This is a genomic window from Aequorivita capsosiphonis DSM 23843 (assembly GCF_000429125.1).
Classification (GTDB): Bacteria; Bacteroidota; Bacteroidia; order Flavobacteriales; family Flavobacteriaceae; genus Aequorivita; species Aequorivita capsosiphonis.
In genome coordinates, this window is the sequence record NZ_KE386849.1 from 291,929 (window position 1) to 312,865 (window position 20,937).

Genomic DNA, 20,937 nt, shown 5'->3' on the forward strand with positions numbered 1-20,937 from the left:
GGGTGGGTGTTTAATTATACTAAGCAAAGGTTGTGAAACTGTTAGGTTTTATAAATGATATTAGTCAGGTTTTTGGAGAAATTGACGGGTTGAATAATGACGAGATGAACCACGACGGTTGGAATCACGATGATTGGAACCACGACGGTTTGAACCACAAGGTATTGAGAAAAGTTTATTTTGAATACGATCTCTTTCTTGGATCGTTTCACAACGCGGCGGTTACTGAGCGAAGTCGAAGTATCACAGGTCAAATAGTCGTGGCTCCCTTTAGTCCTGGTTCCCGTTAGTCGTGGGTCAAATCGTCCTTTATTATTACGCTTTTACCTCCAGCGTTTCCAAAACATCATTTATAATCGATACACCTTTATCATTATTATACCAAACTTGTAGCATTTCTTTAAAGGCATCGTCAATTACTCCATGTTCTGCTTTGTAATCGCTAACCAACTTTGTTGCAGCTTTAGAGCGTGGGCCAAAAGTTTGAATCACATTCATATCTGAATCTAGCATGATCACTACAGGAATAGACTGCGAACCATTGGTTAAAAACTGGTCCATCAGCTCTGGATTTTCATCGCGGAGTACTATTTTAAGTTCAATGTATTCTGAAAGCTGCGCAATCTTGTTTAAAAAAGGAAGTGTTTGTGCAGCATCGCCACACCAAGGTTCACTGATTACTAACCAAGTTTGTTCACTGGAGATATTTTTAAAAGCCTCAGTCGCTTCTTCAAAAATTTTGGCCGTTTTATCCAACCGCTTCGTGCGACTCAAATTCAATTTCGTATAATCAATTTTCTCTTGGGTTTGCTCGCCAGTAGTTCTACCTTCTTCCACTAATTGTTTAAAAAGCAAGTTGTACTGGGTATAATCCACTGCTTTTGCTATCGATTTTTCTATTAACGTTTTCATATTATTTCTTTTATGTTTATTTTATTGTAATCTTCATTATAATATCCACCGCGGTTTTTTTTTCTAATCAAGGATTGCTGAATTATCAAATGTGCAACATTAACCATATTTCGAAGTTGGCAAAGAACGGTGTTCAATTTGTATTTTTGATATAATAGTTCTGTTTCAGTATATAATCTTTCAAGTTGAAGTGAGGCTTCATTTAAATCAGTATTATTTCGAACCACGCCGGCAAATCTTCTCATTACTTGTTGTAATTCAATTGTTTTCTCTTGCATATTTTCTGATTCCCTCAGCAAAAGCGTACCTGTATCATCCCATTCAGCAATTGAGATAGTCGTTCGCAAAGGTAGGTTCTTACTAATGTATTTAAAAATTCGGTCGGCATAAACCAAAGCTTCCAACAACGAATTGGATGCCAAACGATTGGCGCCATGTAAACCTGTGTAAGAACACTCGCCACAGGCAAATAGATTTTTTACTGAGGTTTTGCCGTCCACGTCCACCGCCACACCACCACATAAGTAATGCGCGGCTGGCACTACGGGAATCCAGTCTTTTTCCAAATCTATATCTTTCTGCAAACAGGTTTCGTATATGTTCGGAAAATGTAGTTTCAATGCGTCAATATCTAGATGGGTACAGTCCAGATAAACGCACTCTTCCCCAGATTTTTTTATTTCAGAATCTATTGCTCGAGAAACAATATCTCGCGATGCCAATTCCCCGCGAGGGTCGTAATTCAACATAAACCGCTCCCCTTTTTTATTCCGAATAAAGGCTCCAAAACCACGTATGGCTTCAGAAATTAAAAAAGAAGATCCGTTTTTCCCATCGTAAAGCGCCGTGGGATGAAACTGGATAAACTCCATATTTTCAATGCGAGCTTTTGCCCGGTAGGCCATTGCAATCCCATCACCTGTAGCAACTGCGGGATTTGTAGTGTGGCCGTATACTTGTCCCATTCCACCCGAGGCCAAGATGGTACAATCTGCTTTTATAGGAAAAATACTTCCCGAAATTTGGTCTAAAACATAGGCTCCATAACAAGAGGTTTCATCGGTTTTTAATTCGGGAAAATGATGTTCGGTAATTAAATCTATCGCAAAATGATGCGCTAGAATTGTAATGTTCGGCAATTGCTCGGTGCGTTCCAAAAGCGCGCGCTCAATTTCGTTGCCTGTGGTATCTTTATGATGAATCACCCTAAACTTGGAATGTCCTCCTTCCCTACCCAGGGAAAGTTCTCCATCTTCATTGGTGTCAAAATTAGCACCCCATTCCATTAATTCCTTTAGGCGAAGTGGGCCTTCTTTGATTACCATTTCCACGATTTCCTTATCGCAAAGTCCGTCGCCAGCAATCAGTGTATCTTCAATGTGTTTTTGAAAGGAATCTCCCTTTAAATCAAAAACCGCCGCCACCCCGCCCTGGGCATATTTAGTGTTGGACTCCGATTGGTGGGCTTTGGTAACAACTGTAATTTTTTTCTTTGGAAATTTCGCAGCAAGTTTTACCGCAAGTGTCAACCCCGCTGCCCCAGAACCGATAATTAAGAAATTGGTTTCCATCATTATTTTGATAATTCAAGCATTCGCTCAATGGGCAAAATGGCTTTTTTTCGTATTTCTTCGGAAATTTCTATCTGCGGATTTTCGTTTAACAAACAGTCATATAGTTTTTGCAAAGTGTTCATTTTCATAAATGCACATTCGCTACACGCACAAGTATTGTCTTCGTCTACAGGAGCGGGAATCAATATGGCTTCTGGCACTTCCTGTTGCATTTTATGAAGAATTCCAGCTTCCGTAGCAACTATAAATTTTTCCAAAGGATATTTTTTTACATAATCAATCATTCCAGCAGTTGAACCCACATAAGTCGCAGTTTCCAAAATATGGCTTTCGCTTTCAGGATGTGCTATAATTCTGGAACCAGGATTTTCTTTATAAATCTTCAGGAGTTTATCCATAGAAAAAGCTTCGTGCACAATACACGCGCCGTCCCAAAGCAACATTTTTCTTCCGGTTACTTTCTGAATATATTTTCCCAAGTTCTTATCCGGCGCAAAAATAATCGGCACATCTTTCGGTACAGAATTCACAATTTTTTCAGCATTGGAAGAGGTACAGATAATATCACTCAAGGCTTTTACTTCCGCAGAACAATTAACATAGGTTATAACCAGGTGATCTGGATGCGCTTCCACTAATCTCTGGAAAGCATCTGGCGGACAAGAATCTGCCAAAGAACATCCCGCCATCAAATCTGGCAACAACACTTTTTTGTTTGGGTTTAATATTTTAGCGGTTTCTGCCATAAAATGAACTCCAGCGAAAACGATTATCTCAGCATCGGTTTCTGCCGCTTTTTGCGAAAGTCCTAAACTGTCACCCACATAATCTGCGACTTCCTGAATTTCGGACACTTGATAATAATGCGCGAGGATAACGGCATTTTTCTGTTTTTTCAGTTCAGTTATCTTTTGATGTAAGTCCACGGTATTTATACTTTAATTTTTTGAAGAAATAATTTAAAAATCGGCAACGCCACAACCAGCAGAGAAACAAAAATGCCTATTCCAAATACGAAAAATGAAATATAATATGGAATCAGTGAATCCTGCATTTCAGAAAACGAACCTTCTTTTGAAACATACATCCAATAACTTCGCATTCCACCAGCAATAAATAGCGAAACACAAAAAATAAAGAGTGAAATATTAAAGGAAATAAATCCACGTTTAACCCACTTTTTATCAGTTTCAAAATCTGGGTAAAGATGATGGGCTATAAAAAACAATGCTGAAAAAAGAATGGTGGTGTTAATACCTATGGTAGTTCCCATTGAATGTGCAACCGTAATATGGGTGCCGTGGGTATAGTAATTTATAGCGGGAATAGAAAACAGCAAGGCAATGATAATATTGATAAAAATCCATAAATCCGTGGCTAGTAGAAAACGATATGCCATGGGATGGTTTTCCTTTTCAACTTTTAAAACCGAGCGTTTCCAGTTGTAGATAATCGACGCCAATACAATCCACTCAGTCATACTGATGCCATAGGCCACATAGCGAATCCAGGGTTGGGTAGGCACTAAATAAGTATGGTGCGCCCAGCCGAACATCAAATTTGTCAGTCCGAGGAAGTAAAAGAAAAAGGCCATTTTATTGGTGGCGACATTGCTGTCTTTCTTTATTTTGGACATCAAATAAATCGAAATTCCGTAAACCAACATATTCCACGAGCCGGTAAAGGAGCCAGTTGATTTCCATTGTACTGAAAAATCCTTGATAAAGTTCAGTCTAAAAAAGTCGAACAGCCAAAAATGTGCTTCCATTAGATGGTAACACATAAAAACAATTCCAGTGCCCCACATCCAATAATACACTGGCCATCCTTTTACATTTTTATAAAGTGTTTTAAAATAATTTATTCCGAAGAGGACCCACCCCAATAAAATAGGAATCATCAAAACCGGATAAAAAGCGAAGTATTCCCTGCCTTTGGTATAATCAAAAGCAAATGAAAAGTAAATTGCGATTCCCGTTAGAAGGAAAATTATAAAATGCAGTTTGACCAAGAAAGGTGAAAAAATCTTAAACTTTTCAACATAAGTCAGGAAAAAATAAATACATCCCGTCGCTGAAAGTACAATCCAAGAAATAACTGAAGTAACGTGAAAAGGTCGCAATTTGGAAAACGGAACATATTCCTTGATAAATTCGGGCATTAAGTATTGAAACGAGGCAGTCATTCCGAAGAACATTCCCAAAAACAAGGCGAGCATTGCAAATAGGAGAAAATAAATAGGGAGTTTACTCTTCATTTCTATACTTAATTTTCACCCAGCCTGTAGCTTCAATTTTGGCGTTGTAGTTAGGGTAGATTCCGGTTTCATCCACTTGTTTGAGATATTCCACCAAAGCAAGTTTTTCTTGTTCCGAAAAATTAAACTGTGGCATGCTCTTTACCCCACTATTTAAAAATGCTTTTATATACAATGGACCTTTATTTTTTTCAGAATAGACATTGGTAAGATCCGGCCCCAAATAGCCGCCCAAGCCATATAATTGATGACAGGACCAGCAACGATTGCTTTGGAACAGCTGCTGACCTTCTACTGCCACTGGCGATAATTTTTCTACTGCAACATAACCTTCTGTGTTGTAAACAATGTAATTGTAAACACTAAAAAGGAGAATCAAGATTGCAATGCTTAGAATGTAGGGCTTTGAATTAGTGATCATTTTTAGATGCTAATATTGGTGTAAAAATATTTCAACAGGACAGACTAGAATATGACAAATATCAAGTTTAAGATAAATGTATCTTATTATTTGGAAATAATCAAGCTATCATTTTGTACATTTATTCAAATATGATTTTTATCATACCCACCCTCTAGAACAAATTTTACTTTTACCCCCTCATTCCCGATGATAATGATCAATAAACAACTCCTTCAACCCCAGAGCATTGTAGTAATAGGTGCCTCCAACGACACTAAAAAACCCGGCGGCAATATGCTGAAAAACATAATCTCCGGTAGTTTTAAAGGAAAGTTGAGCGTTGTAAACCCAAAAGAGGAAAAAGTACAGGGAATTAAAAGTTATTCTTCCGTTGAAGAAATTCCGCAAACAGATCTTGCCATTCTCGCTATTGCCGCAAAGTATTGTCCAGCGACCATTAAAACTTTGGCAGAAGAGAAAAATACAAAGGCATTTATAATAATTTCCGCAGGTTTTGGAGAAGGTGATGAACAGGGAAAACAATGGGAAGAAGAAATTACGGAAACTGTAAACAGTGTAAACGGCTGTTTGATCGGTCCAAACTGTATCGGCGTTATTACCGAAGATTATAAAGGAGTTTTTACCGCGCCAGTGCCGCCGTTCAACCCCAAAGGATGTGATCTTATTTCAGGTTCTGGTGCCACAGCAGTTTTTATTATGGAAGCTGGAATGGCTTTGGGCGTTACTTTTGCCAATGTGTTTTCAACTGGAAACGCAGCTCAGACAACGGTTGAAGATATTTTGGAATATATGGATTTACACTTCAATCCGGAAACTGATCCTTTGGTTAAATTACTCTACTTAGAAACTATTTCCAATCCAAAGAAGCTTTTAAAACACGCTTCTTCCCTTATCAAAAAAGGAGCTAAAATTGCTGCTATCAAAGCAGGAAGTACAGCTGAAGGAAGTCGTGCCGCAACTTCGCATACCGGAGCGATTGCCAGTAGTGATATGACGGTGCGGGCACTTTTCCACAAAGCGGGAATTGTGTATTGCAGCAGCCGTGAACAATTGTTAAGCGTGGCAGCAATTTTCAACTATAAAAAATTAAAAGGGAAAAATATCGCCATTATCACCCACGCTGGTGGTTCGGCGGTAATGCTTGCGGATCAACTTTCAAAGGGCGGACTTAAAGTTCCCGAAATATCCGGCCCCGATGCCGAAAAGCTAAAATCCTTCTTATATCCTGGTTCCTCCATTGCCAATCCCATAGATTTTTTGGCGACGGGAACCGCAGAGCAATTAGGTATTATCATCGACTACTGCGAACATAAATTCGATAATATAGATGCGATGGTCGTGGTATTTGGAAGTGCGGGTTTATTCAACGTTGAAAATGTTTACAACGTTTTAAGCGTAAAGCTCGAGATCTGTAACAAACCCATTTTCCCGGTTTTGCCTTCAGTAGTTAATGCCCAAAGAGAAATCCAATCCTTTTTAAAGAAAGGACATATTCATTTTCCGGATGAAGTAGTTTTAGGGAAAGCCTTGGCGCAGGTTTATAATACGCCCGAACCCCAATCCCAAAAAGTTTCCCTGCCAAAAATTGATGTGGAGACCATTAGAGCTTTAATAGATTCTGCTTCCGAAGGATACCTTTCCCCCCAACAAACTGTCGAATTACTGGATGCAGCTGGAATTCCACGAGTTCAAGAAATTGTTGAGAATTCAAAGGAGAAACTCCTTGCCGCAATGGGATCTATGGATTTTCCTGTTGTGATGAAAGTGGTTGGCCCACTTCACAAATCGGATGCTCAAGGCGTGGTATTGAATATTGCCAACAAAGACGAAGCTGCCGAAACTTTCGATCAATTAATGGCTATCGATACTGCCACCGCAGTTATGGTACAACCACAATTAGCGGGTCTGGAATTGTTTGTTGGCGTACTGAAAGAACCAGGATTTAACCATACTATTTTATGTGGTTTGGGCGGAATTTTTATCGAAGTGCTAAACGATGTTGCCGCAGGATTAAGCCCCATCTCCAAGAATGAAGCAAAAGAAATGGTGCAATCTCTGAGAGGCTATAAGCTCATCCAAGGTGCCCGCGGACAAAAGGGTGCTAATGAAAAAATATTCGTTGAAATTATTCAGCGGCTTTCAGCACTGGTAGAAGCTGCGCCAGAGATTATCGAGATGGATATTAATCCGCTTATTGGAACACAACGAGCGATTACTGCGGTGGATGCGCGGATAAAGATTGGATAGACGGTAGCTGGTAGCCGGTAGAGAGTAGAAAGTAGAAAGTAGAAAGTAGAAAGTAGAAAGTAGAAAGTAGAAAGTAGAAAGTAGAAAAATATAGTGACTAGTCGAATGGTATTGCGAAAAAAACAGTTAAAATTAGAGGTATGAAGAAAAATAAAACAATCAAAAATGTTATTGCAATTGTATTAGTTGCTTTTGCTTTAGTTACCATTTTTATGAGCAGTTCTGTGCTTTTCGACTTGTTTGATATTCGTGCAAAAGTAGGCAACTATATTCCTTTTGTGGTAAAGACCAATCTAACGGCCGGGTTTTTATATTTACTTGCTGCCTACGGATTTACAAACTCTTATAAATGGGCTTTTTGGGCGATGCTCTCTGTAGCCCTTCTTCTTTTTTACGCCCTTACTTTATCTTATGTCCACATCCACACGGGCGGACTTTTTGAAAACCGCACTATAGTTGCCTTGATTTTTAGGATTTTATTTACGTTAGTATTTGCAGTACTTCTCTATAGGTATACAGATAAACAGGCGTGACCATTTGAAAAAGCACTTGATTTATGTACGGATTAAACTGGCATCATAGATAAGCGTTCTTTGGTGCTTTAGCAAGCATATTGCCTGTGTTTATATTAGTTGTTGCTCATTTCTTGTGTGAGTTTCAGCCTAATAAACTCTGTCGGTCGTACTGCCGCTATTCCTATTTCAAGAATCATTTTTCCATCTTGTACATCGCGAGCGGTCATGGTTTCACCTACCCCTATTCTTACGTAAAAAGCCTTTTCAAGTTTATCACCTGCCAGGGCTCCTGATCGCCATAGCGTGGTGAGGTAATTTTCCGTCATCGCCTTTATTCTTATCCAAGTTTCAGCATCATTAGGCTCATTAACAAAGCGCGCTGTAGCATTTTTTACAGACTGTTCTATCATATTCGCCAGTCGTCTTACAGGGATGTACCTCCATTCGTTATCATTTCCGGCCAAAGTACGAGCGCCCCATACCATAACGCCCTTGCCACTGAAAGCACGAATAGCGTTAATCGATTTTCCCGTATTGCTTACATTCAGATTTTCCTGTTGGGCAGCATCAATTTTAAGGCTTGGCGCTTTTACTTTGTTAAGGGAAACATTCGCCGGAGCTTTCCAAACGCCTCTGGCAGCGTCTGTTCTGGCATAAACACCTGCCACGGCCGCACTTGGCAATAGTTCCAGGTTTTTAGCATCTATACTGGTTTTTATTTCTTGGTATTGCTTTTTGTATTTTCCATTTTCCGCATGATATAAGGATTTCTCCCTTCTATTGGGATCGTCCGAAATTGATTGTTCTGTATGTCTTAGTACCATAATCTTACTCGCGCTCTCCACCGTCATTGGGCTCTTATTTAGTTTCACTCGAATCTTATCTTCTGAATACTTGTACTTTAGGCTTGTTTGTAAGGGCGGAAAATAAGCCGCAGCATATTTTAGATTTTCTGTACCTATAGCGGTTCGGAATTGCTCGGCTGATTTTGTAATATTAGCATCGATTTCCGCTACATCACAAATGAGAAATCGGTTCATTTTATCAGCACATTGCATCAGCGCTGCCTTGTAAAGTTCTGTTGGATCTTCATTGATTTCGGGGCTATAGGCATCGGCAAAAACGATTAAGGTGGGCACCTCTTCATTATTGAGCAGGAGGAGCCCCTTCTCCATCGCATCATTTTGCGAGCTGTCTTCATAATTTCCTACGGAAACGATAAAGCAATCCTTCCCACCATTGGCGAAAAACATTTCGAGCATATAATACATCCTGTATGCGGGAGTGGATTTAATTTCTGGGGAAGCGACGGTTCCGTCATTCGCTATTTCGAATTCTCCTATTTCATCATTGGAAGGGCCACCAAATTTACTTTTATAGTCCGCCATAGAACTAATTTTTGTAGGCGTACTAGGACCTTTTTCCGTAAATCCGATAAAGGCTGGAATGGCCGTTTCAACCTGCATAACTGTGGGAGGTGAAAAATCATCGTTTAATCCCGAAATACGGGTTTTTACTTTTGAAGTTCTCTCGATTTTTTTCATGTTGGTCTTATTCGCTTTAGATTTCACCTGTGAAAACAGCGCAGTATTAAAAATAAGAAAGAAAGCAAGGCTAAGGGCGCAAGATTTGTTCATCATAAAATTTTATGGTTAAGTTGAAGGGGGCATAAAATATACGAACAATTTATTTATACGAAAAGATATCAATGCGTTTTAAGAATTTATACATCTGTCGTTCTTCTATAAGCCCTCCTTTCTGAGTTATTAACTTTGGAGAAAAATATTGCCACAGGACGGGAAAGTTATCTTATGGTAAAACTTCTATGAGAAATCCTATATTAAAATAATGAAGAGAATTTCCACAAAAGGAAGCCTGTAAAAAGATTTTTATATTTCACCCTCCATAGCAGTAATCAATGCTTCGGAGATTTCCAGGTTGTGATAGACGTTTTGGACATCCTCATCTTCTTCGAACTTTTCTTCCAGATCTAAAATCTCTTTTGAGTCCGTTACAGAGAGCTCAATAGTATTCATAGGGATTCGGTCTAGTTTGGAATTAACCACCTCGACACCCAATTTCTCCAAAGCTTCTGACATTCTGCCAAAATCCGTAAAATCGGCATAAATGGTCAAAAAACCTTCTTCCAGCTCAAATTTCTCCGCGCCGGAATCTATTAGCTCCAGTTCCAACTCATCCAAAGGTTTCGGGATTGATTCCTTTTCTATCGTAAAAACGCTTTTTCGCTCAAACATAAATTCTACAGAACCATTTACGCCGAGACTGCCGTTGTTTTTGGAAAAAATAGATCGTATAGATGCTACCGTACGATTGGTATTGTTGGTGGTGCATTCCACAAAAAAGGCAATTCCGTGAGGCCCATATCCCTCAAAGGATACTTCCTCATAATTCTCTGCGTCATCACCACCGGCTTTTTTAATGGCGCGTTCAATGGTGTCCTTGGGCATATTGACTCCCTTGGCGTTTACAATGGCATTGCGCAAGGCGGCGTTGGCGTCTGGATCCCCGCTTCCCCCTTCCTTTATGGAAACATAAATCTCCTTTATTGCCCGTGTAAATTCCTTCCCACGTTTTTTGTCCTGCGCTCCTTTCCGGCGCTTGATATTTGCCCATTTACTATGTCCAGCCAAAACTTAAATCTTTTATTTCACCCAAAGATAGCCATTGTTGGGCAGAGCAGAAAGTAAAGGACTCCGAGGCCCGTCGGAGGTTGGAGAATCCTCCTGATATAGATATTTCATTCTTATTTGCTTGGCATCAAGAGATACAAATGATGTAACGAAAATTTAAATAAAAATTGGAAAGGCTTAAAGTTGCAAACCTGTACAAGGGGACCGAAATTAAATAGTTTCCATTCAATGAAAAATTCAAAACCCCTCACAAACTCTGCTTTTTAAATTCTGTGGGAGATCTGTTCACTATTTGTTGAAAAGCATAACTAAAGGCAGCCAAACTGCTATGGCCCGTGCTATAGGCAATTTCACTGATGGAGAGATCTGTTTGCAAAAGAAGCTCCATACCTTTTATAACGCGCGTAAGCTTAATGTATTGAAGAAAGGAAGTGCTGATATTTTTTTGGAACAATCGCGATAAGGTTCGCGGACTATAGCCAAATTCGGCAGCCACATTTTCCAGATACAAAGGTTGATCGATATGCCTGTGGATATACACCAAAACAGGGCGTAACCTTTCATTTTTTGTCGTCGGCAATACCACGGGAAGCGGGTTGGTGGCAGCTTCTATAACAATATTCCTAAAGGCAATCATAAACTCATATTTGGTATTATCAGCTGCCATAATATTACCTGTCCAATCCTCACAATGGTAGATCATTTCCTTAAGTAAGTCTGTCACTGGAAAAATCCCTCCTCTTTGCAAGCGGTCGTTTGGTGGAAACAAATCTGCCGGGAAAAAAAAGTTATGCGCCATTTTTACCGAGGTGCGGGAAGCTACCTGATGTTCCAGACCCGCAGGAATCCAGATGAAATGTCTGGCGGGAAAGAAATAGGAATTTTTTTGGGTGTTTAGAAAAGCCACGCCTCCTTCCACATAGGCCATTTGATGCTTTTGGTGACTGTGCATGGACAGCTTCTCCTCTATTCTGGTATGATGAATAAAGATGGCCTCCGGGTATTCATCAACTTTCTGTAGGAATGGATGCAATACAGTACTGTCCAGTTTATTTTCCATTGGCTTAAATTATAAAATAATTGTCTAAATATTGAAAATAAGCCTTGGTTTATTGTCGGAAATTTGCAGTATGAAAGTTTCCAATACTCAATTACTCCCTAAATCACTGATTCTGCTACTATTGGTGGTTTTTTCAACACAGGTACAGGGGCAGGAAATCACCAAGGATAGCATTTCCTTAAGCCTTGAACAAGCTTGGACAGGAGCCAATGCCCATAGTAAGGAATTAAGAATAAAACACTATGAAACCGGGATGGGCAAGGAAGGCGTCTTGGATGCAAAAAATGAATGGCTTCCTAAAATTCGGATTCACGGGCAGTACGGACAGCTTTCCAATATTCCAGTGTTTAACAACGGGATAAACAATGATGCCGACTTTATTCATTTGGAAGATCATACCTCCTATGATGCGGGAATCGAAACTTACTTCAATGTGTACAATGGCGGAAAAACAAAATTGCATCTACAAAAAGCGGAAACAAAAGAAGATTTATTAAAGATCCTGGAAGAGGAAAATTCCTCCCAAATCCATTATAAGGTGGCCCAAGCCTATCTGGATATGCAGCGGTCTATGGCTTTTGAGAAATTGGTTAAAAACAACATCTATCGCAATGACCGTTTACTTGATCAGATTACAAAACTCTATGACAATGGGGTGGTTTTAAAAAGTGATCTTTTACGGGCGCAGCTTCAGCTTTCACGCCAAAACACACGATTTATGGAAATGGAAAACAATGTAGCCCTGGCCCGCCAATCTCTTAATATTCTCATTGGTTATCCCGATGATCAACCCATTAAACCCATTGATGGTCTTGCATTTACTTTACCTGGGCGAGATTTTCAAATAAATATTAAGGAAGCGGTAGAAGGTTCCCCACAGGAAGAAATTGCCAAAAAACAGATTGAAATAAAAGCACTGGAAGAAAAAGAAATGAAAACTGGAAAACTTCCCAAGCTGGGAGTTTTTGGGGAATATTCCTATTCCTATCCGCAGATCAAGCTCTATCCTTATGAAACCTCACCCTATTTATTGGGAATGGCAGGCATAAAGCTCACTTATGATATTTCCAATATTTATCACGACAAGCATAAGGAAGTCGCGGCCAAGATTGCCGTGGAAAAACAAGAACTGGCCAAACAGCATCTGGAAGATAATCTTCGGAAGAAAATCACCGCTGCCTATAAACATTTTCAGGAAGACTTACAGAAAATTGAGGTTGCTAAGATGAATATAGAACAGGCAAAGGAAAATTATAGAATTGTAAACCAGACCTATTTCAATCAATTATCACTATTGACGGACTTACTGGATGCAGACGACCAGCTTTTGCAAGCTAAGTTTGAATTGGTCAACAGCCAGATAATGGCAAAAATACATTACTACGAATTATTAAATATAACCGGAAAACTCTAATGAGCGAAAAATTAAAGAAATACGAAAAAATAGATCGGTTCACTGTAAAAATGACTTACCTCATTGCACTGATCATTCTTGTGGTCCTATTGATCTGGGGTTTGGTAAAGGTTTTTCATTTTTGGAATTATGAAGAAACAAACGATGCCCAGGTGCAGGAATACATCAATCCTATTTTAAGCCGTTCCAGTGGTTATGTACAGGAGATACGCTATAGAGATCATCAAAAAGTGCAGAAAGGAGATACTTTGGTCATCTTGGATAGCGAGGAAACCAAAGTGCAAATAGCAGAGGCCAAAGCCAACCTAGCCTCAAGTGAGGCTCAATTGGAAGTCATGAAAAGCAATGTAAATACCGCGCACAGTTATGCCAGCGTAAGCCAGGCAAAAATAAACGCAGCCAAGGCAGAGCTGTGGCAACAGCAGCAAGAATTTCAACGCTATAAAAAATTATATGAAGGGGAAGCAGTGACGCAACAGAAATTTGAAAATATAAAAACTCAATTGGCGGTAGCCGAATCCAACTTTGAAGCCATTAAAAACTCCCTTAGTGTCTCCCAAAATAAAACCAATGATGCCTCTGCCCAGATTGCCGTTGCCGAAGCAAGTATTGCACAGAAAAAAGCTGCCGTGGACCGTCTGGAACTCGAAATTAAGTATGCCGTAATTACCGCGCCCTCCAATGGGTTTATGGGCAAAAAAACCTTGCAGGAAGGCCAGTTCGTAAAAAAAGGACAGACCTTAGGATTTATAGTTGATGAGAATCAGGGGAAATGGATTCTGGCCAACTTTGAAGAAACGCAGATAGCAAATCTGCACGAAGGTCAAAAGGCGAAGATAAGCGTAGATGCTTTTCCCGGCGAAACATTCCAGGGGGAAATAGAATCCCTTTCCCCAGCAACGGGCTCCCAATTCTCTCTCCTTCCTCCGGATAATGCCACGGGGAATTTTGTAAAGATCACCCAACGCTTTCCAGTGCGCATCAAAATTACCGAAGACAAACAGAAACTTGTTAAGTTGAGAGCAGGAATGAATGCCGAGGTATCAATTCCAAAATCATAACCTATGCAGAATAGACGGATCTTTAAAAGTTGGGTGCCTCAATGGCTTATTTTTCTTGCCATTTTCATCACTCTCTTACCCGTTGCCTCCGTAATGGGAATCTATATGGGCGGGATGCAAAGTGCCATGAGCTATTATGGCGTAGATTCCATTGATATCCGCTATTCCGTCGTGGTTTATTATCTGGCAATCGCCGGAGCCTTTCCCTTGGAAAAACGTTTCTTTAACTCACTTTCCTCTAAACCTTATTTGGCCATAGTAAGTATTATCTATATTCTGGTGAATATCGTTTTATACAATGCTACGAGCTTTAGCATACTTCTTGTTTTCCGATTTATTGGAGGAATGCTGTCCTTGGGATTTATTGGTATCCTCTTTAATCTGCTGTTTGCCCAGTTCCAGCAACAGAGAAGTAGGGTTCTGGGTTATGCCACCCTTTATGCCACTTTGTTTTCTACCCTACCCTTTGCCTATATCTTGGATGCTTATGTGTTTTCCAATTTCAATTTTAATATGATCTTCATCTTTAAGATCTATCTTTTTCTGCCAGGAATCATCTTGATGTTTATCATTCTAAGTCCTGATTTGGATTTGAGGAAACAACGAAAAATCCCCTTGGTAAATGTTGATTGGAAAAGTTTTGTCCTCTATGTAAGCAGTCTTTTATTGTTTGCTTACATCCTTCTTTATGGCCAATATTACAATTGGTTTAAAGGTTTGCGAATCACTTTGCTCAGTTTGGCCTTTATAATACTGTTGGGTCTGTTTATATTCCGGCAGGTAAAATTGCACAGGCCTTATATAGATTTAAGTATTTATAAATATCGGAATTTTAGAATCGGGATGCTTTTATTGATTGCCTTTTACCTGGGGAAAGGTGATCTCAGTGTCTCTTACGGATTTTTTGCCAACAGCGTCAATCTGGACGTGTATCATAAAGGATATATTATGCTCATCAATGGGTTGGGAATAATTATCGGGGCAGCATTGACCGCCAGATTTATATTAACCGGAACAAACATTCGCCTCGTCTGGCTCACCGGGTTTGGGGCACTTTTGGGATTTCACCTGTATATGCTTTCCATTTTAAGCAGCCAAGCGGAAATCAGTGATCTATTGATCCCGTTATTCCTGCAGGGTTTTGGAAATGGAACCCTTATACTTTCTATCGTACTTTTTTATGTGAGTGCCGTCCCCCAGAAAATCGCCTTTTTTGCTTCGGTCATGGGGGTGGTTTTTCGCTTTGCTACCTTTACCACCAGCTTGGCCTTAATTTCATTTCTGGGCCTGCAGCAGAATAGTGTGCATTTACACAGTTTTGCCAATCAAATTCAACAAACCAATCCACAGCTTAACGATAGGATGCAAACTTATGAAAGTCTGCTTCTAAGCAACGGAGCTACCGATCTACAAGCAAGGGTAGGCGCTAATAAAATGCTTGGAAAAAATGTCGCGCAACAGGCAAACCTTCTTTTTGTTCGGGATTATTACACCTATATGAGCGCATTTATATTTTTTGTTATGCTGCTTATCGCTCTGGTTCCGCGTTTCCATTTTCATCTTCAGAAAATAGGCGCCAAGCTTATTCCGGTATAAAAGGAAGGTGGATAATAGTGGCCACTACTGTAGTGGTTATGTTTTTTTTAAATTAATGAGGTAGTAGCAGGATCCTTATCCAAAAACCCCACCCCTTCAAAAGCTTCCACCAACCGCTCCCCTATTCTTTGATCCAATTTTCCATCTTCATTCAAAACATTGATTTTTAAAATCCCACAAGAATGGTCGGGAAAGTGAAACGGACGGTGGAAGATATCGGATTGATGTGCGCCAGGATATAAGAGGATTGAGAATTTGGAATTCCAGTGATCGTTATAAACATACATCTGCCGAAGATCATTGGTGGAAGGTTTATTACCTTCAATTTGTTTCCATTTGGTGTCTATGATAACTTTGGTGCAATCAGCTTGTTTGATGACTATATCAGGACGGAGACTCATGTTGCCCCAAAAGTTTTTTGATTGCTGCCCTGTAACAGTGTACGTTGTATTTATGCAGGCTTTTTTCAATTGCACGAGTATATACTCTTCCCAAAGACTGTTCATATCAAAGAGCAATGCCAACATTCTTTCGGAACCGGAAGAGATATTGGGGGCATAATTTAAAATAATCAATCTAGCAATCTCCAGAGCTTTTTCGTAAGGCTGGCTTTTGCGGTTGAGTTTTAATTTATCAAAAGTTGTTCCACTACATTTTATCGCTGATACTTCGGGGAAATCTAATTGAACCCGTTTGCATTTTGCATAGAGATAACTGCCTTTACTCAACTGCTCAATAACCATTAACGCCAGATTTAATATCTGATGGATTTCGTGATCCTTGTCATAAATTTGATGGGTGGTATAAAATCGTTCTTTATGGATCAGATTTTTGGAAATATGACCGGCAAACTCCAATTTACCTTTTAAAGCAGTTACGTTTTTGGTTTCTTTGTAATAGCGTTTAATCAGGCCTTGCCGAATAAGGATTTCCACTTCGCGCATAAACCAATCAAAATAAATATCCAATAAGTGGATATTCTGTTTGTTAACATCTGCTTGCCCTACTTGATTAACTTTTAGTTTTCGGGTAACGCGAAGCATTTCAATAAGTACGTTCCGCCAAACTGTAGTGTTCTCAATAGCTTTATCCGCTTTTGGTAAGATCTCTATAGTAAGAGTATCTATTTGAATGATTCCCACATATTGCGAAAATTTAATGCCTTTGTTAACAAGGATGAAATATTTGTTATCGTGCAGCATATTCAGTTTTGCCAAGGCTTCAAAATGTTTTTGGGTAAAGGCCACACCCTTATACTCTCTACCATAGTAAAGAGTCTGATGCTCAAACACCTGTATTGGCTTATTGCGCATTTCTGTTTAAAAGTAGACTAACAGCTTCTTCAATGTCATCTATATCCTTGACTAATTCACAAAGCGTTACATTGTCAGGTTCGTTTATACCGTCAAAGCTTGGGAATTTAATAACGTGATTGGTTTTTACCGTAACAAAACCAGCACCAAGAATAAGGGCGATTTTTTCGTAATCGTGGTAAAAGTATTCTTGGAGTAATGGAATCACTTTATTCTTAAAAACCTCTTCCAATGCTAGCGTATCTCCACTTTCCACGTTCATAAAGTAAGAATGTCCAATAGTGTGATCTCTGTCCAATAAAAACTTGATACGCTCATTGATGGTAAGGAGTACTTCTTCGAGGTTAAATTCGTCAAATTCTATATCTGTAAGCAAAGAGGGCTCTGGCATTATCTCCTTAAAACTAAACCTTCTTCTCAGCGCGCTGTCCAGTGCTTCAACTGAACGGTCGGCGGTATTCATGGTGGCTATTATATACAAATTTTTGGGTACACCAAATTTCTGTTTGGAATAGGGAAGCATTACTTCCAAAGCTTCCTCTGCTCCAGTACGTTTGTCGGGTTCAATAAGAGTAATTAGTTCACCGAAAATTCCAGATACGTTTCCCCGATTGATTTCATCAATGATGAACACATAAGGTTTGTCATTATTTTTAATTTCAGAGAACTTAGGGAGATGATAATTTCTGTACAAATGTTCCAAAATTCCCTTTACATACGAAGGATTGTAAAGATCCGTGAGAGGAGCTCCTTCATATAGCATACGAATATTTTCTATTGCGGCCGGATATTGTGGGTTTTCAACATTTGACTCGTGCGGTCGAATGCGAAAGGTTGTCTGCCCAGTATAATTGACATCAAATTTATTACCTCGGTCAGTTGTTAAGGTAATAGGGCCATTATCAAGTATATCATTTTTTAATCTCGTAACAATAGCATCAAAATCGCCAGATTTTATTGAGCCCGTGCGTGATTTATCGCAAATGGACCTAAAAATCCCTTTCTGCACCACATAAATAATATCTTTTTCATTTATAATCTCTGGTTTAATACCCTCAACGAAGTCTTCATAGGAAAAACTTTGATGGAAAGTACAAAAGGCAATCTGTCCACCGCCTTCGCTCCAATTGTTTATTAATAGACGATCGTATTCCTCCTTTATTGACTTTCGATTCCCCTTATTCGCGTTATAAAAATCTGGGTTAATAATTTTTACAGCCAAGCTAACTGTTTCAAATGTTTTTCCGGTTCCAGGTGGTCCATACAAGATTTGATTTAAAGGTTTCCTATTTTTATCGTTAGGTAATTCATTATTAGAGGCAATATTATGACTGATAATCTTAGGTTCATCGTCAGAAATATTAATATTATTATATTTTGAAAAACGTTTTCCTAAATTACTTTGCATTCTATTGAATTCAGACAAAGTAATTCTATGTGAAACAAATTCAGGATTTTTTCTTTTAATTTCCTGAATAGCAGAATCTACAATTGGCATTATTATTTCTAAGTCCTTATCTATATCCTCTAACATGGCATCAATAGAAGTATAGCTGTTTTGTCTTGGAGCTATTTTGAAATTAAGCATTTTATTGTGGTCTGGACTGTCATAAGAAAAGTTCAATTTTTTTTTAATTGCTGAATCTTTTATTAATGAAATAAGCTCAAGAGCCCATTTATTTTGATCGTCATGAGGTGATTTCGTTTGGTTAAACTCAAAATTATAGCCAAAATAGTTATCCTTGGAACCAAATATTATACTAATTGCATCTCCTGAAGATCCAGGAAAACTAACAGGTATGGTCCAAAGTGTAGTAGCAAAATAATTTGATCTTTTTGTTCCAACAAAATAGTCACTCTCAGCACCCTTTGAGCCTTTCATTCTTACTGAAAAAGTAAAACTCGGATCATTTGTATGTTTTTCTTGTAGCCAAGAATATACTTGTTTTTCGTACTCTTTATAATCAATCATGTTGCTATTTATTAAATCTTTTGATTTGCTTTATTCACACCTCTTAATTTCGAGCACATATTCTTATGGCTTCTTGTCGTTATCAATCATAGTTTCCATTCTATAATACTGTCTATATTTTATCCACTTATTCTATTTAAATATTGGTAGATTCAATTTCTCTATCAAACTTTTCTAAAAACCATTCTAAAGATTTATTACTCTTTCCAAGTTCCCTTTTTAAAAAACTCTCGTGCTCGTTTATAGAATTCTTCTTGGCGTTGAGCATCTTTGTAATCGTGTCCCACTCGCTGTGCTTCCAATACATACTTAATTCGTTTGGGAAATTGGCTGGGGGAACTTCTGAATTCTTCAAGAAATTGATCAAAAATTGCTCTTTCTGATCGCTGTTCCTCTTCAATAAGAACAGCTTCTTCTCTATCAAAACTTTGTTGTTCTTCTTTTTCAAGTTTTCCAAACGTTCTTGATAGGGTTTGCTCTTCGATTCGTAATCTTGCAATAATTCGTTCTTCCTCGCTATAAGCTTCTGATAATTTTTCTTTTCTATTTCTAAATTGAATTCCAATTCGTTCTTTAATCTCGTTTTTTCTAATTGTAAAGCTACCAAGTTCTTCTCTTTCAAGGTTTTTATGGATTGTAACGAGCTCGTTTTGTTCTTGTAATAATCTTGAGATAGATTCTTCTTTTGCTTGGATAAGCTGTCCAAATTCTTTTGTAAATTTTTCAAATTCAATTCGTAACTTTTCCCTATCTGATTCAAATCTATCTGTAACAGTTGCCTCAGTCCATCCATTTTCGAGCTCCTCTCTTTTATCGCTATCAATTCCTGCTTGCTCTGTTTCAAGCTTTCCTTTTTTTGAATTATATCTTGCTTCCAAATCATTAAAGTATTCTCGAAATCTACTTTCATTATCAACAAGCTTTCCTCCCTGTCTTTCAAGGTTGATGTTTTGATCTGTAAATTGTTTTCGTACTTCTTTATCAATTCCTCCTTCCAATTCTCCCAATCTCTTTTGCTCTCCTCTTGTAGCTTTCTCAATTCTTGATATTTCAGATTCAAGGTGTTGTTCAGCTCCTCTGTACGATTTTGACTGTAGGAATTTTTTAATAGTTCGTAACGTGTTATTAAGTCTTGCCTTGCGGCAACTGATATCTTCATCAAAAATTCTTCTTTGGTCTTCATCAAATTCCAATATTCCTTCTGAAGTTCTAAAGGAAACTCTTTCGTAAGTGGTGTTTGCTTCGTTTTCATTGTATTCCCATTTTATGCGTTGTGTTGAATTAAAATTATCTTCAATGTCTTGTTCTGAAGATTTAGGAACAATAATGCTGATGGTATCAATACCTAATCGTCGTAACTTTATCTTTTTCTCAGCACTTACTTTATGAGTTATTACTAATTCTATTAATAAAATTGGCTTTTCATTTACATCAAAAAAAACCACATCAGGTCTTATTAATAAGTATCTATTTTCTACATCTGCATTTTTGCCAAACTTTACTGCACCTTCATCATCTTCATAAAAAGTAAGTTGGGATTTTACCTTATGTGCTTTTACGAATTTTGCTTTTTCTAAAAGCATGGGTGTTCCATCTTCTCCTTTTGGAGGATATTTATAAACACTTGGTACTTTTATGAGTTTTAGCCTTTGTAGAATATCTGTTGCTAAAAGTTCTCTATATTGTCTATTGCTAAAAGTGCAGGGTGTTTCATCTTTCGTGATGTCAACGGGAACGTGTCTAAAGAAAGACCTATGATTGAGATTCTTTTTTTTCTTAACTGCCTCCATTTCCTTATCACATCCAATACAGAAATAACCTTTACGACCACTAATTGCATTATCGATATAAAGATGATTGCCTTTTACATCTTTAGCCCAATCATTATTGGATTCAACATCATATTTTTTTTCTTCTAAAGGCATAATTCCACTCACGATA

The 20,937-nt window shown here is 38.5% G+C and carries 17 protein-coding genes; 6 read left to right on the top strand and 11 right to left on the bottom strand.

Annotated elements, in window-relative coordinates:
* Positions 1-32: 32 nt before the first annotated feature.
* On the top strand, positions 33-290 hold the full coding sequence (locus tag G440_RS0116875; protein ID WP_026452370.1) for a hypothetical protein: 258 nt from the start codon (positions 33-35) through the stop codon (positions 288-290).
* A 25-nt stretch (positions 291-315) separates the two neighbouring features.
* On the opposite strand, the gene G440_RS0116880 is transcribed toward G440_RS0116875, so the two are convergent.
* Genes G440_RS0116880 through G440_RS20290 form a run of 5 tightly spaced genes read right to left on the bottom strand, consistent with a single transcriptional unit; the run spans position 316 to position 5,164 of the window.
* On the bottom strand, positions 316-912 hold the full coding sequence (locus G440_RS0116880; RefSeq protein ID WP_026452371.1) for a thioredoxin family protein: 597 nt from the start codon (positions 910-912) through the stop codon (positions 316-318).
* A complete protein-coding gene (nadB, locus tag G440_RS0116885; RefSeq protein WP_026452372.1) occupies positions 909-2,486 on the bottom strand; it encodes an L-aspartate oxidase in 1,578 nt (525 codons plus the stop codon). Before nadB ends, G440_RS0116880 begins: the two co-directional genes overlap by 4 nt.
* Positions 2,486-3,421 (bottom strand): quinolinate synthase NadA, encoded by a 936-nt coding sequence (nadA, locus tag G440_RS0116890; protein ID WP_026452373.1) that lies wholly within the window; start codon positions 3,419-3,421, stop codon positions 2,486-2,488. The genes nadB and nadA overlap by 1 nt, the downstream gene beginning before the upstream one ends.
* Complete coding sequence (locus G440_RS0116895; protein ID WP_026452374.1) at positions 3,418-4,743, bottom strand: cbb3-type cytochrome c oxidase subunit I; 1,326 nt, start codon at positions 4,741-4,743, stop codon at positions 3,418-3,420. Before G440_RS0116895 ends, nadA begins: the two co-directional genes overlap by 4 nt.
* Positions 4,733-5,164, bottom strand: coding sequence for a c-type cytochrome (locus G440_RS20290; protein WP_051285447.1), 432 nt, complete (start codon positions 5,162-5,164; stop codon positions 4,733-4,735). Before G440_RS20290 ends, G440_RS0116895 begins: the two co-directional genes overlap by 11 nt.
* A gap of 195 nt (positions 5,165-5,359) precedes the next feature.
* Here G440_RS20290 and G440_RS0116905 point away from each other — a divergent pair, with 195 nt between their 5' ends.
* Together G440_RS0116905 and G440_RS0116910 are read left to right on the top strand one after the other, a co-directional pair.
* Positions 5,360-7,414, top strand: coding sequence for an acetate--CoA ligase family protein (locus G440_RS0116905; RefSeq protein WP_026452375.1), 2,055 nt, complete (start codon positions 5,360-5,362; stop codon positions 7,412-7,414).
* A 140-nt stretch (positions 7,415-7,554) separates the two neighbouring features.
* The gene (locus G440_RS0116910) at positions 7,555-7,947 is read left to right on the top strand and encodes a hypothetical protein (RefSeq protein WP_034259816.1); all 393 of its coding nucleotides are present in this window, start codon (positions 7,555-7,557) and stop codon (positions 7,945-7,947) included.
* A gap of 95 nt (positions 7,948-8,042) precedes the next feature.
* On the opposite strand, the gene G440_RS0116915 is transcribed toward G440_RS0116910, so the two are convergent.
* The 3 genes from G440_RS0116915 to G440_RS0116925 form a co-directional block, all read right to left on the bottom strand.
* Positions 8,043-9,473 (bottom strand): phage tail sheath family protein, encoded by a 1,431-nt coding sequence (locus tag G440_RS0116915; RefSeq protein WP_084426878.1) that lies wholly within the window; start codon positions 9,471-9,473, stop codon positions 8,043-8,045.
* A 345-nt stretch (positions 9,474-9,818) separates the two neighbouring features.
* Positions 9,819-10,580 (bottom strand): YebC/PmpR family DNA-binding transcriptional regulator, encoded by a 762-nt coding sequence (locus G440_RS0116920; protein WP_026452378.1) that lies wholly within the window; start codon positions 10,578-10,580, stop codon positions 9,819-9,821.
* Positions 10,581-10,827: 247 nt separating this feature from the next.
* Positions 10,828-11,640, bottom strand: a complete 813-nt coding sequence (locus G440_RS0116925; RefSeq protein WP_245574885.1) for an AraC family transcriptional regulator — start codon at positions 11,638-11,640, stop codon at positions 10,828-10,830.
* 70 nt (positions 11,641-11,710) lie between these two features.
* Here G440_RS0116925 and G440_RS0116930 point away from each other — a divergent pair, with 70 nt between their 5' ends.
* Genes G440_RS0116930 through G440_RS0116940 form a run of 3 tightly spaced genes read left to right on the top strand, consistent with a single transcriptional unit; the run spans position 11,711 to position 15,711 of the window.
* Positions 11,711-13,054 (top strand): TolC family protein, encoded by a 1,344-nt coding sequence (locus tag G440_RS0116930; protein ID WP_051285449.1) that lies wholly within the window; start codon positions 11,711-11,713, stop codon positions 13,052-13,054.
* Positions 13,054-14,115 (top strand): HlyD family secretion protein, encoded by a 1,062-nt coding sequence (locus G440_RS0116935; protein WP_026452381.1) that lies wholly within the window; start codon positions 13,054-13,056, stop codon positions 14,113-14,115. The genes G440_RS0116930 and G440_RS0116935 overlap by 1 nt, the downstream gene beginning before the upstream one ends.
* Positions 14,116-14,118: 3 nt before the next feature.
* A complete protein-coding gene (locus G440_RS0116940; protein ID WP_026452382.1) occupies positions 14,119-15,711 on the top strand; it encodes an efflux MFS transporter permease in 1,593 nt (530 codons plus the stop codon).
* 47 nt (positions 15,712-15,758) lie between these two features.
* On the opposite strand, the gene G440_RS0116945 is transcribed toward G440_RS0116940, so the two are convergent.
* The 3 genes from G440_RS0116945 to G440_RS0116955 all read right to left on the bottom strand — a co-directional run bounded on the left by G440_RS0116945 (position 15,759) and on the right by G440_RS0116955 (position 20,921).
* Entirely contained in the window at positions 15,759-17,024 is a 1,266-nt protein-coding gene (locus G440_RS0116945; RefSeq protein WP_026452383.1) for an McrC family protein, read from the bottom strand.
* Positions 17,014-18,996 (bottom strand): McrB family protein, encoded by a 1,983-nt coding sequence (locus G440_RS20835; RefSeq protein WP_051285450.1) that lies wholly within the window; start codon positions 18,994-18,996, stop codon positions 17,014-17,016. Before G440_RS20835 ends, G440_RS0116945 begins: the two co-directional genes overlap by 11 nt.
* 197 nt (positions 18,997-19,193) lie before the next feature.
* Positions 19,194-20,921, bottom strand: coding sequence for a hypothetical protein (locus G440_RS0116955; RefSeq protein ID WP_026452384.1), 1,728 nt, complete (start codon positions 20,919-20,921; stop codon positions 19,194-19,196).
* Positions 20,922-20,937 lie beyond the last annotated feature (16 nt).

Coding starts and splice junctions, on each gene's coding strand:
- G440_RS0116880 (WP_026452371.1), bottom strand. CDS start 912: ATGAAAACGTTAATAGAAAAATCGATAGCAAAAGCAGTGGATTATACC.
- nadB (WP_026452372.1), bottom strand. CDS start 2,486: ATGATGGAAACCAATTTCTTAATTATCGGTTCTGGGGCAGCGGGGTTG.
- G440_RS0116895 (WP_026452374.1), bottom strand. CDS start 4,743: ATGAAGAGTAAACTCCCTATTTATTTTCTCCTATTTGCAATGCTCGCC.
- G440_RS20290 (WP_051285447.1), bottom strand. CDS start 5,164: ATGATCACTAATTCAAAGCCCTACATTCTAAGCATTGCAATCTTGATT.
- G440_RS0116905 (WP_026452375.1), top strand. CDS start 5,360: ATGATCAATAAACAACTCCTTCAACCCCAGAGCATTGTAGTAATAGGT.
- G440_RS0116910 (WP_034259816.1), top strand. CDS start 7,555: ATGAAGAAAAATAAAACAATCAAAAATGTTATTGCAATTGTATTAGTT.
- G440_RS0116915 (WP_084426878.1), bottom strand. CDS start 9,473: ATGAAAAAAATCGAGAGAACTTCAAAAGTAAAAACCCGTATTTCGGGA.
- G440_RS0116925 (WP_245574885.1), bottom strand. CDS start 11,640: ATGGAAAATAAACTGGACAGTACTGTATTGCATCCATTCCTACAGAAA.
- G440_RS0116930 (WP_051285449.1), top strand. CDS start 11,711: ATGAAAGTTTCCAATACTCAATTACTCCCTAAATCACTGATTCTGCTA.
- G440_RS0116935 (WP_026452381.1), top strand. CDS start 13,054: ATGAGCGAAAAATTAAAGAAATACGAAAAAATAGATCGGTTCACTGTA.
- G440_RS0116940 (WP_026452382.1), top strand. CDS start 14,119: ATGCAGAATAGACGGATCTTTAAAAGTTGGGTGCCTCAATGGCTTATT.
- G440_RS0116945 (WP_026452383.1), bottom strand. CDS start 17,024: ATGCGCAATAAGCCAATACAGGTGTTTGAGCATCAGACTCTTTACTAT.
- G440_RS20835 (WP_051285450.1), bottom strand. CDS start 18,996: ATGATTGATTATAAAGAGTACGAAAAACAAGTATATTCTTGGCTACAA.
- G440_RS0116955 (WP_026452384.1), bottom strand. CDS start 20,921: ATGCCTTTAGAAGAAAAAAAATATGATGTTGAATCCAATAATGATTGG.